Source organism: Marilutibacter maris (assembly GCF_006546735.2).
In the GTDB taxonomy this organism is placed as follows: Bacteria; Pseudomonadota; Gammaproteobacteria; order Xanthomonadales; family Xanthomonadaceae; genus Marilutibacter; species Marilutibacter maris.
In genome coordinates this window covers 1-12,903 of sequence record NZ_VICD02000087.1, presented here as the reverse complement: position 1 = coordinate 12,903, position 12,903 = coordinate 1, and the positions used below count along the sequence as shown (strand labels likewise).

Annotated in this window: 11 protein-coding genes and 1 pseudogene; 4 read left to right on the top strand and 8 right to left on the bottom strand. The window is 70.0% G+C overall.

The window, feature by feature from the left end; all coding sequences use genetic code 11:
* The 4 genes and pseudogenes from FKV24_RS19210 to pgaD all read left to right on the top strand — a co-directional run.
* Positions 1-737: pseudogene (locus tag FKV24_RS19210) on the top strand (hypothetical protein); the annotation flags it as partial.
* On the top strand, positions 734-2,647 hold the full coding sequence (gene pgaB, locus FKV24_RS06360; protein WP_249040941.1) for a poly-beta-1,6-N-acetyl-D-glucosamine N-deacetylase PgaB: 1,914 nt from the start codon (positions 734-736) through the stop codon (positions 2,645-2,647). The pseudogene FKV24_RS19210 and the gene pgaB, both read left to right, overlap by 4 nt.
* Before the next feature lie 9 nt (positions 2,648-2,656).
* The gene (gene pgaC / locus FKV24_RS06355) at positions 2,657-3,904 is read left to right on the top strand and encodes a poly-beta-1,6-N-acetyl-D-glucosamine synthase (RefSeq protein ID WP_141481786.1); all 1,248 of its coding nucleotides are present in this window, start codon (positions 2,657-2,659) and stop codon (positions 3,902-3,904) included.
* The gene (gene pgaD, locus FKV24_RS06350) at positions 3,901-4,401 is read left to right on the top strand and encodes a poly-beta-1,6-N-acetyl-D-glucosamine biosynthesis protein PgaD (protein WP_170288232.1); all 501 of its coding nucleotides are present in this window, start codon (positions 3,901-3,903) and stop codon (positions 4,399-4,401) included. Before pgaC ends, pgaD begins: the two co-directional genes overlap by 4 nt.
* Here pgaD and FKV24_RS06345 read toward each other — a convergent pair.
* From FKV24_RS06345 to FKV24_RS06310, 8 genes are all read right to left on the bottom strand, one after another.
* Positions 4,390-5,679 (bottom strand): glutamate-5-semialdehyde dehydrogenase, encoded by a 1,290-nt coding sequence (locus tag FKV24_RS06345; RefSeq protein WP_141481784.1) that lies wholly within the window; start codon positions 5,677-5,679, stop codon positions 4,390-4,392. The genes pgaD and FKV24_RS06345 overlap by 12 nt on opposite strands.
* Complete coding sequence (gene proB / locus FKV24_RS06340) at positions 5,676-6,821, bottom strand: glutamate 5-kinase (RefSeq protein WP_141481783.1); 1,146 nt, start codon at positions 6,819-6,821, stop codon at positions 5,676-5,678. The genes FKV24_RS06345 and proB overlap by 4 nt, the downstream gene beginning before the upstream one ends.
* A 108-nt stretch (positions 6,822-6,929) precedes the next feature.
* A complete protein-coding gene (gene argH, locus FKV24_RS06335) occupies positions 6,930-8,225 on the bottom strand; it encodes an argininosuccinate lyase (protein ID WP_141481782.1) in 1,296 nt (431 codons plus the stop codon).
* Positions 8,222-9,208: an N-acetyl-gamma-glutamyl-phosphate reductase gene (gene argC, locus FKV24_RS06330; RefSeq protein WP_141481781.1), complete on the bottom strand. Its 987-nt coding sequence runs from the start codon at positions 9,206-9,208 to the stop codon at positions 8,222-8,224. The genes argH and argC overlap by 4 nt, the downstream gene beginning before the upstream one ends.
* Position 9,209: 1 nt before the next feature.
* On the bottom strand, positions 9,210-9,833 hold the full coding sequence (locus FKV24_RS06325) for a GNAT family N-acetyltransferase (protein WP_111266705.1): 624 nt from the start codon (positions 9,831-9,833) through the stop codon (positions 9,210-9,212).
* Positions 9,830-11,203, bottom strand: a complete 1,374-nt coding sequence (locus FKV24_RS06320) for an acetylglutamate kinase (RefSeq protein WP_111268088.1) — start codon at positions 11,201-11,203, stop codon at positions 9,830-9,832. The genes FKV24_RS06325 and FKV24_RS06320 overlap by 4 nt, the downstream gene beginning before the upstream one ends.
* 8 nt (positions 11,204-11,211) lie before the next feature.
* Positions 11,212-12,324 (bottom strand): acetylornithine deacetylase, encoded by a 1,113-nt coding sequence (locus FKV24_RS06315; RefSeq protein WP_141481780.1) that lies wholly within the window; start codon positions 12,322-12,324, stop codon positions 11,212-11,214.
* Positions 12,325-12,336: 12 nt separating this feature from the next.
* Positions 12,337-12,903 (bottom strand): adenine nucleotide alpha hydrolase family protein (locus FKV24_RS06310; protein WP_211371804.1); only part of this gene is annotated, 567 nt, incomplete at its 5' end.

Sequence of the window (12,903 nt, the reverse complement as noted above, 5' to 3'; positions counted from 1 at the left end):
CCTGGGCCGACTTCCAGGGCGCGCGCGTGCACGACCGCCGCGCCGGGGTCGGCGTCCGCTACGCCCACGATCGACTGCGCGCGGCGGCCGGCGCCGACCGCATCCTCGACGACTGGACCGATGCCGACAGCGGCTACCACGTCAGCGCCGACTGGCGCCTGGACGACGCCTGGCGCATCGGCGGCGGCTGGTACCACAACAGTCCCAACGCTTCGCTGCAGGCCCGCCGCAGCGGTATCGGCGCCGATGAACTGAGCCTGGGCGTGAGCTGGATACCGTCCGACCACGGCCGCATCGACGCGCGCCTGCAGCAGCTGCGCTACGACGACGGCAACCGCCGCGAAGCGCTCACGATTGACACCCAGCGTCACTTGTTGTCGCGACCTCACCTGTGGATCGACGGCCTGCTCGGCGGCTACACCAGCCGCGGCAGCCGCGACGACGCGCCCTACTTCAACCCTTCGCGCGACGCTTCGCTGCAAGTGGGCGCGCGCCTGGATCACATCACCTGGCGCGATTACGACCGCCACTTCCGCCAGCGCCTCACCGCCGGCATCGGGCCGTACTGGCAGGAAGGCTATGGCAGCCACTGGGTACCGCAACTGCGCTACGCCCACGAGTGGCGTTTCGGCACCGGCCGCTTGCTGGAGTACGGGGTGAACTGGTCGCGACCGGTCTACGACGGCACCCGCGAAGAGCACCTGGGCTTCGACCTCGAATTCAGGTGGGGAGAATGAACATGGATCGTCCGCACACCCTCGCCCGCGGTATCGCCCCGGTCTTCATCCTGATTGTCTCCGCCGCACTGCTCCTGCTGCTGGGCCTGCGCCCGGCGGCGGCCAACGAACTGCTGGTCATCAGCTACCACGACATCCGCGACGACGTCGCCCGCAAGGGCGATCCGGACCTGTACGCGGTCGGCACCCAGAACTTCGCCGCGCACCTGGACTGGCTCGCCGGCCACGGCTATCGTCCGGTCAGCCTCGGCGACGTCATCGCCGCCGCCGACGGCATCCGGCCGCTGCCGGAAAAGGCGGTCCTGCTGACCTTCGACGACGGTCTGCGCAGCGTCTACACGCATGCCTTCCCGTTGCTGCGCGCCTACGGCTACCCGGCCCTGGTCGCGGTGGTCACCGGCTGGATCGACATGCCGCCGGAGCGCCGGATCGACTACGGCCCGCGGATGTTCTCCCGCGACGACTTCCTGACCTGGGAGCAGTTGCGCGAGATGCAGGCCAGCGGCCTGGTCGAAATCGCCTCGCACAGCCACGACCTGCATCACGGCGTCAATTCCAACCCGCAGGGCAACTCGACCCCGGCCGCGGTCACCCGCATCCACGACCCGGCCAGCGGGCGCTACGAAAGCGAGCGCGAGTACCTGGCGCGGGTGCGCGGCGATCTCGCCACCAGCGTGTCGCTGATCGAGCGCGAGCTCGGCCGCGCGCCGCGGGCGATGGTGTGGCCCTACGCCGCCTACAACAGCCAGGTCAACCGCATCGCCGACACGCTCGGGATGACGGTCACCTTCGACCTGGAAGGCCGCAACCAGCCGATCGTCGCCGGCATGAACGGCGACGGCCTGCACGGCCTCGCGCGGTTGCTGCTGTTCGACAATCCCGGCGTCGACGACCTCGCCTACGAACTGCGCCACGACCAGACGCTGGAGGGCATGCGCGCCCTGCAGATCGACCTGGACTACGTCTACGACACCGACCCCGCGCAGTCGGCGCGCAACCTCGACCGTCTGATCGAGCGGGTCAAGCGGATCGGCCCCAGCCACGTGTACCTGCAGGCCTTCGCCGACCCCGACGGCAACGGTTCCGCCGATGCGCTGTACTTCCCGAACCGGCACCTGCCGATGCGCGCCGACCTGTTCAACCGGGTCGCCTGGCAGCTGCGCACCCGCGCCGGAGTGGAGGTGTTCGCGTGGCTGCCGGTGCTGGGCTACGAGCTGCCGGACCCGGCCCTGCGCGAATCGCTGGCGATCGCCAGCAGCAACCCGGCCGAGACCTTCCGCCTCGACCCGTTCAGGCCGCAGACCCGCAAGATCGTCTCGGAGATCTACGAGGACCTGGCCGCCAGCGCGATCTTCAGCGGTCTGCTGTTCCACGACGATGCCCTGCTGCGCGACAACGAACTGACCGGCCGCGCACCGGCGGACCCGGCCGCGCGCACCCGGGCGCTGATCGACTTCACCCACGCACTGCGCGATGCCGCCGGCAAATGGCGGCCCAAGCTGCTGACCGCGCGCAACCTGTTCGCGGCCACCGTGCTGCAGCCCGAAAGCGAGGCCTGGTTCGCGCAGCGGCTGGACGCGTTCCACGCCGCCTACGACTACACCGCGGTGATGGCGATGCCGTGGATGGAGGGCAGCACCCGGCCGGAGGCCTGGCTGGACCGCCTCACCGACGAGGTCATGCGGCATCCGCTGGGCGCCGAGCGCACCGTGTTCGAACTGCAGACGGTCGACTGGCGCAACGGCCAGGCGATCCCCGCCGACCGCCTCAAGTCGCAGATCCGCCACCTGCAGGCCCGCGGCGTCCGCCACCTGGCCTGGTATCCGGACAATTTCATCGACGATGTCCCGGCGTTGGACGACGCCCGTGAAGCGATGTCGGCGCGCTCGTTCCCGTACATGGAGCCGTGAGGGACGGATATGACTTCTATTTCCGCAATATTGTTCGGTTTCGCCTTCTACTACCCGATCGTGATGTCGTTCTTCTGGGTCTCCGGCGGCCTCTATTACTACTTCCGCCGCGAGCGCCACGCGCCGCCGCGCACCGCGCCGCCGGCGCTGGCCGACGCGCCGATGGCCTCGATCCTGATCCCCTGCTTCAACGAGGGCGAGCAGGTCGACGAGACGATCGCCGCCGCGCTCGCCCAGTGCTACCCCGACTTCGAGGTGATCGCGATCAACGACGGCAGCAGCGACGACACCGCCGAAAAGCTCCAGGCACTGGCCGAGCGCCACGAGCGCCTGCGGGTGATCCATCTCGATCGCAACATGGGCAAGGCCAATGCGCTGCGCATGGGCGCGCTGGCGGCCCGCTCCGAGTACCTGATCTGCATCGACGGCGACGCCCTGCTCGACAGCTACGCCACCCACTGGATGGTCTGGCACCTGACCTCGGGGCCACGGGTCGGCGCGGTGACCGGCAACCCGCGCATCCGCAACCGCTCCTCGCTGCTGGGCCGGATCCAGGTCGGCGAGTTCTCCTCGATCATCGGCATGATCAAGCGCGCCCAGCGCGTCTACGGCCGCCTGTTCACCGTCTCCGGCGTGATCACCGGTTTCCGCCGCACCGCCCTGCACCGGATCGGCTACTGGTCCGACAACATGGTGACCGAGGACATCGACATCAGCTGGCGGCTGCAGATGGACCACTGGGACATCCGCTACGAGCCCAACGCACTGTGCTTCATCCTGATGCCGGAAACGCTGAGGGGACTGTGGCGGCAGCGGCTGCGCTGGGCCCAGGGCGGCGTCGAGGTGATGCTGCGCCACACCCAGGACCTGTTGTCCTGGCGCAAGCGGCGGATGTGGGTGGTGCTGTGCGAGTACCTGTTCAGCGTGGCCTGGGCCTACACGATGGTGCTGATCATCGCGTTGTGGGCGATCGGCCTGGTCGTCGCGCTGCCGCCGGCGCTGCACATCGACACCATCCTGCCGCGCTGGCACGGCGTGGTGCTGGCGATGGTCTGCCTGCTGCAGTTCGCCGCCAGCATCATCATCGATCGCCGCTACGAGACCCGGGTCGGACGCAACTACTACTGGATGATCTGGTACCCGGTCGCCTACTGGCTGATCGGCATGGCCAGCACCGTCGTCGCCCTGCCCAAGGCCCTGCTCAAGCGGCACAACACCCGGGCGGTATGGGTCAGCCCGGATCGGGGGATACGATGAAATACGACTCGCTGCTGATCGAGAAGCCGCGCTCGCGGCCGCTGGCGGTGCGCACCGCCTGGGGCGTGGTCACCGCCGCCTGCTGGCTCGTGTACGCCTACCTGTGGCTGCCGGTGGTGACCCTGCTGCTGTGGACACTGGGGCTGCGCGTCGCCGCGTTCGAACTCTACCTGCGCAACGACTCGGTCGACCCGTTGCTGCTGATACTGCTGCCGCTGCTGGCCGTCGCCGCAGCGGTCGCGCTGATCGGCTGGGCCGAGATCAACCGCAGGCGGTTCGCGAACAAGGAGCGGCGCGCGCCGACGCCGAACGTCGGCGCGCAGGATGTCGGACGCGCCCTCGGCGCCGCCGCGCACCTGCCGGAACGGCTGCAGTCGGCCAAGGTGGTCACCTTGCGGATGGACGATGACGCACGCCCCTACGACCTGGCGCCGGTACCTCGGCCCACCCCGGCGGCGCCGATTCCGCCGAAGCAGACCGAGCGCTCAGGAAGCTGAAGGCCCCAGGTCCGGCGTCCGCGACTGCGGGTGCCGGACCTGTCCTTCGCCGCGGACGACGAAACGCTCGATCGTCAACGACTCCGCCCCCATCGGCCCGTAGGCGTGCAGGCGGGTGGTCGAGATGCCGATCTCGGCGCCGAGCCCGAGCTCGCCGCCGTCGTTGAAACGCGAGGAGGCGTTGACCATCACCGCGGCGCTGCGGGTACCGCGCACGAACGCCTCGGCCGCGGCCGGATCGGCGGTGGCGATCACCTCGGTGTGGTCGGAGCCGTAGCGGCCGATGTGCGCCAGCGCCGCGCCGATGTCGTCGACCACCCGCACCGCCAGGATCAGGTCGAGGAACTCGGCGGCGTAATCGCCCTCGCCGGCGGCGGCGACCTGCGGACACAGCGCACGGGTGCGCTCGCAACCGCGCACCTCGACGCCGCGTTCGATCAGCGCGTCGAGCGCCGGCGGCAGGAATGCCGGGGCCGCGTCGGCGTGCACCAACAGCGTCTCCAGGGCGTTGCAGACGCCCGGTCGCGAGGCCTTGCCGTCGACCACCAGGTCGCGCGCCAGCGCCAGGTCGGCAGCGGCATCGACGTAGAGATGGCAGACGCCCTTGTAGTGCTTGATGACCGGCACGCGGGCATGCTCGGCGACGAAGCGGATCAGCCCCTCGCCGCCGCGGGGAATCGCCAGGTCGATCAGGTCGCTGAGCTGCAGCAGCTCCAGCACGTGTTCGCGCGCGGGGTCCTCGAGCAACGACACCGCCGCTTCCGGCACCCCTTCCTCGCGCAGCGCCGCGTGCAGGCAGGCGGCGATCGCGGCGTTGCTGGCGCGGGCCTCGGAGCCGCCGCGCAACAGCACCGCATTGCCGGCCTTCAGGCACAGCGCGGCCGCGTCGGCGGTGACGTTCGGCCGCGACTCGTAGATCATCGCGATCAAGCCCAGCGGCACCCGCTGGCGCTCGATCACCAGACCGTTGGGGCGCACTTCGCGACGGGTCACGCGGCCAACCGGGTCCGGCTGCGCCGCAAGCTCGCGCAACGCGTCGGCGATCGCGGCCAGTCGCGACGCGTCCAGTCGCAGCCGGTCCAGCATCGCCGGCGACAGCCCGGCCGCCTCGCCGCGGGCCACATCCTCGGCATTGGCGGCCAGCACCCGCGCCTGTCCGGCCTCGATCGACCGCGCCATGCCTTCGATCAGGCGCCGGCGCCGCTCCGCGGTCAGTGCCGCCACCGCCGGCTGCGCCGCCCGCGCCGACTCGGCCAGACTGCGTACATGGCCACTCATGCCTTGCTCTCCTTTTCGTGCGCGCCGGTCAGCACCAGGTCGTCGCGGTGGATCACCGATTCGCCGTAGCGGAACCCGAGTACCGACTCGATGTCCTGGCTGCGGCGGCGCGCGATGCGCCTGATCTCGTCGGCGGCGTACTGGACCAGACCGCGGCCGAGCACGAGCTCGTCGGACTCCAGCACGATGTCGACCGGGTCGCCGCGACGGAAGTCGCCGACCACCCGCACCACCCCGCCCGGCAGCAGCGATGCGCCGCGCGTGCGCAAGGCGTCGGCGGCGCCGCGATCGACGAACACCACGCCGCTACCGGGTGCGTGTCGCAGCCACTGCTTGCGCGCGCGCAGGCGGTCGTCCGCCGCTTCGACCAGGGTGCCGTGCAGGCGATCCCGGGACAGCGCGGCGACGACCGCGGGATCGCGGCCGCAGAACAGCGCGGTGGCGATGCCGGCGGTGGCCGCCTTCGCCGCCGCCTCGAGCTTGGTGCGCATGCCGCCGGTGCCAAGCGTCCCGGCGCCGCCACCGGCGGCGTCGATCAGCGCGTCGGTGACCCGCTCGACCCGCTGGATCGGTCGCGCCGACGGGTCGAGCCGCGGATGGGCGCTGTAGAGGCCGCCGATATCGGTCGCGATCAGCAACAGGTCGGCATCGACCAGCGAGGCCACCGCCGCGGCCAGGTTGTCGTTGTCGCCGAGTTTGAGCTCATCCACGGCGACGGTGTCGTTCTCGTTGATCACCGGCAGCGCGCGCAGCCGCAGCAGCTCGCGCAGGGTCGCGCGGGCGTTGAGATAGCGACGCCGGTTGCGCAGGTCGTCGTGGCTGAGCAGCACCTGCGCGACCGGACGCCGGAGCTGCTGCTGCCAGAAACCGATCAACGAGGCCTGCCCCAGCGCCGCCATCGCCTGCTTCGGCACCAGGCCGCTGCCGCCGTCGTCGATCCGCGCGCGCCCGGCCGCGACCGCGCCGGAGGACACCAGCACGACTTCGCGCCCCTGCTCGAACGCGGCGTCGATGAAGCCGGCCAGCGCCCGTGCATGGATGGGGTCGAGACCGGCATCGCCGGCCAGCAGGCTGCTGCCGACCTTGAGCACCGCGCGGCGCCAGTCAGGCAGGGATTGCGATGTGAAGTCCGAAGCGTTCATCGATTCAGGGCATAAACGGGGGCGGGCCTGCCGCCGGTCAGGCTCGGCGGCGAGCCATTCCAGTCTCGCGGCTGCCGGCGGCGGCCGCGATGACGAAAACGCATGCCGTCATGCCGCGGCGAGCGCTTGCAGCCGCTTGTGCAGCACCTCCAGACGCAGGTCGGCGGCCGCGCCCGGCGAGACCCGGGCCTGCAGACTGTCGTGCGGATCGCCCTGCGCCCAGCGCTGCGGATCGGCCGCCTGCCGGTAGGCCTCGCGGAACGGCAGTCCCTGCCGCGCCATGTCGACGGCCAGGTCGGTGGCGTACATCGACGGCTCCAGCGCCGCCTGCATCCGGTCCTGGCGCCACTCCAGATTGCGCAACAGGTCCGGCAGCAGTTCCAGCGCGGCCAATCCGCGGCCGAAGGCGTGGAAGATCGCGCCCTTGGAGAACTGCAGGTCGCGGTGGTAGCCCGACGGCAGCGACAGCAGTTGCTCGATCTCGGTACGCGCGGCCGCGGCCGCCGAGTAGCTGGCGCGCATCAACTCGATCACGTCGGGGTTGCGCTTGTTCGGCATGATCGAACTGCCGGTGGTGTACTGCGACGGCAGCTCGACGAAGCCGTACTCGGCGCTGGTGAACAGACTCAGGTCCCAGGCCAGCCGGCGCAGGTCCAGCAGGGCCGAGCTCAGGGCCTCGATCGCCGCCATCTCGAACTTGCCGCGCGACAGCTGCGCATAGGTCGCCGACAGCTGCATGCGGCCGAAGCCCAGCGCGGCGGTGGTGTGATCGCGATCCAACGGCAGGTTCACGCCGTAGCCGGCGGCGCTGCCGAGCGGATTGGCGTCGAGCCAGTCGCGGGTCTGCGCGGCGCGCCAGGCATTGTCGATGGAGCCCTCGGCCCAGGCCGCCCACCACATGCCCAGCGACGACACCACCGCGCGTTGCAGGTGGGTGTAGCCGGGCAGCGGCACCGAGCGCTCGGCCTCGGCGCGGGCCAGTGCGACCTCGGCGACCTCGCGCGAGACCTCGGCGACGCACTCCAGCCGATCGCGCAGCCACAACCGGGTCGCGACCAGCACCTGGTCGTTGCGGCTGCGGCCGGTGTGGATCTTCTTGCCGGTGTCGCCCAGGCGCTCGACCAGGCGCGCCTCGATCGCCGAGTGGCCATCCTCGTACTGTTCGTCGAGCACGAAGCGTCCGTCGCGGAAGTCCTCGGCCAGCGCGGTCAGTTCGCGCCGGAGCGCGTCCAGCTCGTCGTCGTCGAGGATGCCGATCGCGGCCAGCCCCTCGGCATGCGCGCGGCTGGCCTCGATATCGAACACGAAGAACTCGCGATCGAGGATCACGTCCTCGCCGGCGAGGAATTGCTGGATGCGTGCGTCGACCTTGACGCCGGGTTTCTGCCAAAGCAACTGGCTCATGCGTCTTGCTCCATCGCTTGCTCGGTCACGGGAATGCCCGCCCACTCGTCGTAGCCGAAGGCGAGATTGAGATTCTGCAGGGCCTGGGTCGCCGCGCCCTTGAGCAGGTTGTCCTCGGTGGCCACCGCGACCAGCCGGCGCCGGTCCGGCGACAGCGTGAAACCGCCGATCTCGACGTGGTGACGCCCGGCGATGCGACTGACCCAGGGCGCCTGTTCGACGATGCGCACCAGCGGCTCGTCCGCGTAGCGCCGGCGATAGCGGGCCACCGCCTCGTCCGGCTCCAGCGGCCGCGCCAGCGGCATGTTGGCGGTGATCGTCAGGCCGCGGAAATGCGGTGCGACGTGCGGCAGGAACTGCACGTCATGGCCGAGTTGCGCACTCACCTCGCGCTCGTGCACATGGTCGGTCAGCGCGTATGGCATCAGGTTGTCGCGCAGCTTGAGGGGATCGTTCTTGTCCGACGGCGTGGTGCCGGCGCCGGAATAGCCGGATACGCCGAAGCACTGCGCCGGTCCCGCCAGCAGATCGAGCATCGGCGCGAGCGCCAGCTGCATCGCGGTCGCGTAGCAGCCGGGGTTGCTGATCCTGCGCTGGCCGGCATAGCGCCCGCGGGTCAGCTCCGGCAGCCCGTAGTACCAATCGGGGTCGAAGCGATAGTCGGCCGACAGGTCGATGATGACCGGGTCGGTCGCATCGCCACCGGCGACCGCCGCGTCGAAGGCATCCACGCACAGCCCGGCCTTGCCGTTGGGCAGGGCCAGCACCACCGCGTCGGCGGCCAGCGCCGGCAGGGCCTCGTGCGAGGGCGCGCTGTAGCGCAGGTCGCCCCGGTACGCCTCGATGTGGTCGGACACGCGCTGGCCATCGAGCTCGCGCGAGGATACATAGCCCAGTTCGAAGCCGGGATGGCCGGCGATCAGCCGGATCAGTTCGGCGCCGACATGGCCGCGCGCGCCGACGATGCCCACGGTGGCGGTCATCTCAGGAGTCTCCAGAGCCGGGCTCGCGGCCCAGCCGATGCATCAGGTTGCGCTTCACCGCCGGCCATTCCGATTCGATGATCGAGAACACCACGGTGTCGCGGAAGCTGCCGTCCGGCAGCCGTTGATGGTTGCGCAGCACGCCGTCCTGCTTCGCGCCCAAGCGTGCGATCGCCGCGCGCGAGCGCTGGTTGAACCAGTGGGTGCGGAACTCGACCGCGATGCAGCCACGGGTCTCGAAGGCGTGCGAGAGCATCAGCAGCTTGGCTTCGCTGTTGACCGCGCTGCGCTGCGCCGAGGCCGCGTACCAGGTGTAGCCGATCTCGGCGCGCGGCGTCTCCGGGTCGATGTTGCAGAAGCTGGTCTGGCCCAGCACCTGGCCGTCGTCGCGACGGACCACGACCATGGGCACGGCCTCCCCGCGCGCCTGCTTGAGCAGGAACGCGTCGATGTGCGCGGCCATCGCCTCCGGCCGCGGCACGCCGGTGAACCACAGCTCCCACAGCCGGCCATCGGCGCAGGCACGGGCCAGGCCGTCGGCATGACCGGGGCGCATCGGCTCCAGGCGCACGCCCTCGCCCTCCAGCACCACCGGCGTCCAGTGGCGGGTGCCGATGTCGTTCATGCCGCACCGCCTTTCGCCGCCGGCGCATCCAGCAGGGTCGCCGGACGGTCGGCGCAATGGTCGACGCAGCGCGCGATCGCCTCGAAGCCGTCCATCCCGTACCAGAACACCCGCCACTTCTCCTGCCGCAGGCAACCGTCGGACTCGGAGAAATAGAACGGATTGACCGCGTTGCCGTTGCGCGAACGCCAGAACAGGCTTGGGTTCTGCTCGCGCATCACCTGCCAGACTGCGCGCCCCAGGCCCTCGCCCTGGGCATCGTCGAGCACCGCGAACTTGTCCAGGTAGGTGCCGGCGTCCTCGCGGGTCAGGATCACCGCCGCGCGGTAGTTCTCGCTGACGTAGGCGCGATGCAGGCGGGTGTCGTCGAAGTAGTCCGCCACCAGCTCGCGTCCGAACGCCGACTCGATCAGCGTGCGCAGCCGTGGCAGGTCGAGCTGGTCCCAGCGCGAGACCTCGAGCACCCGCTCGCCGCGCCGCACCAGGGTGCCCGACCCCTTGTGGGTGAACAGTTCCTTGGCCAGCTCCGACGGTTTGGTGATCGACACCGATGAGGTCAGTGGCAGGGTGTCGAGCAGCGCCTTGATCTGCTCGATCTTGACCTTCATGCCGCCATTGACCCAGGGCTGCCGGACCAGATGCTCGTACTCGCTGGTCAGGTTGATCGAATCGATCACCTTGCCGCGCTCGTCGAGCAGCCCGCCGGTACCGGTCAGGAACACGATCTTGTACGGCTGCAACACCTGCACCAGCTCGTTGGCGGCGAAGTCGGCGTTGACGTTGAGGATCTGGCCGCTGGCGGTCTCGCCGAGGCTGGCGATCACCGGGATCGAGCCGGCCTTCAGACTGGCCTCGATCGGCGCCAGCTCGACCCGCTCGACCTGGCCGACCAGACCGTAGGTGTCGCGGTCGATGTAGCCGGCCTCGAACACCCCCGACACGATCGAGGTCGCGCGCGCATCGAAGGCCTGCAACGCCTCGACCAGCTTCAGGTTCTGCGCGTGGAACACCCGCCGCACGATCGCCAGCGCCTCCGGCGTGGTCACCCGCAGGCCGTTGACGGTCTGCTTGTCGATACCGGCGGCGGCCAGTTCCCGGTCCAGCTGCGGGCCGGCGCCGTGGATCACGATCGGGGTCAGGCCGACGTCCTGCAGGAAGGCCAGCGACGAGGTCAGCGCGTCGAGATCGTCGCGCAGCACCGCGCCGCCGACCTTGACCACCGCGAAGCGCTTGGCGTCCAGTTGCGAGAAGCGCTTCAGGTACTGGCTGATTTCCTTGGCGCTGGCCATGCTCGACAGCAACCGCACGATGGTCTGGCGGGTCTGGATCTCGTGCGCCTTGTCGCGGTTGTGCTCGCGGATATCGTTCATGCCGATGTTCACGCCGACGCCCCCGCGTCGAGGATGCGGACGATGGACTCGGTGTAGCGCTGCAGCTGCGCCAGTTCGACCCACTCGTCGGCGGTATGCGCCTGGGCGATGTCGCCGGGACCGTAGACGAAGGCGGTCAGTCCGGCCGCCGAGAACAGCGAGGCCTCGGTCCAGAAATCCACCGCGTTGCCGATCGGCAGGCCCAGCTCGTCGGCGAGGTCGCGCGCCTCCAGCCGTTTGCGTTCGGCATCGGCGACGTCGCCGCCCGGAAGCGACGGACCGCGGAAGGTCTCCTCGTAGCTGTCCAGCGCCTCGGCATCGGCGAAACCGCGGAAGGTCTCGTGCAATCCGTCGATCGACATCGACGGCAGCGGCCGGAAGCCGAAGCGCAGCTCGGCGCTGGGCGCGATCATGTTGGCCTTGATCCCGCCCTCCACCCGGCCGATGTTGTAGCGCAGGCCGGTCAGCCCGCCGAAGCGCTGGTGCGCCTGTGCCTCGACATGGTCGAGCGCGCGCCCGCCCCAGCGGATCGCCTGGTGCAGCGCGCTGGCCTGCATCGCGTTGGCGCCGGAGGCGTGCCCGGCGACGCCGCGGAACTTCATCAGCACCGAACTGATGCCCCGGTGCGCCAACACCGCCTCGCACTGCGTCGGCTCGGCGATGATCGCCTCGCCGAAGCCATGACGCCCGGCCTGCGCATTGCGCTTCAGGAATGCCGCGATGCAGCGGGCGTCGTTGGCCTCCTCGTCGGTGCTGAACAGGAACGCCGCATCGCCGCTGGTCATCGATGCCGCGGTCAACAACCCGGCGGCGGCGCCCTTGATGTCGCAGGCGCCCAGGCCGATCGCGCGCTCGTCCTCGACCCGCAGCGTCAGCGGATCGGCCGACCATGCCTGCGACGACGGCACCGTGTCGAGATGCACATTGAACACGCGGCGCGGATTGCCGCGCACGGCCAGCATCGACACCGCGCCGGCGCCGTGGTCGGTCACCTGGACATCGAAGCCGTCCAGGTGTTCGCGCAGGTAATCGAAGATGCCGCCGGTGCCGATCCGCCGCGGCGGGTTGCGGGTGTCGAACGCCACCAACGCTTCGAGGTGCTTGAGAGTCTTGGACAACACGTCGAGGTTTCCTCAGCCCTTGTCGCCGCGGTTGATCTCGGCCCACAGCGTGCTGCTCATGCCGAACAGCTTGATGAAGCCCTCGGCCTCGGCCACGCCCCAGTCGGCCGCCTGCGCATAGGTCGCGCCGCGGGCATTGAGGATCCGGTCGGACTCGATCGAGACCGCGTCGACCGTGCCGCCGCTGGTCTCCAGGGTGACCTCGCCGTCGACGGTCGCCTGGCTCGACGCCAGGAAGGCCTCCAGGTCGGTCTTCAGCGGATCGTGGAAGAAACCCTCATAGACCAGCTCGACCCACTTGCGCGCGACCTCCGGCTTGAAGCGGTTCTGCTGCTTGCTCAGCACCGCCTCCTCCAGCGCGCGGTGCGCGGTCAGCAGCGCGATCAGACCCGGCGCTTCGTAGACGATGCGTCCCTTCAGGCCGATCGTGGTGTCGCCGGTGTACAGGCCGCGACCGACGCCGTACTGCGCGAACAGACCGTTGAGCCTGGCCAGCATGGCGTGGCCGGCGATGCGCTCGCCGTCCAGCGCGACCGCCTCGCCGTTCTCGAAGCGGATCTTCACCCGCAGCGGCGCGGC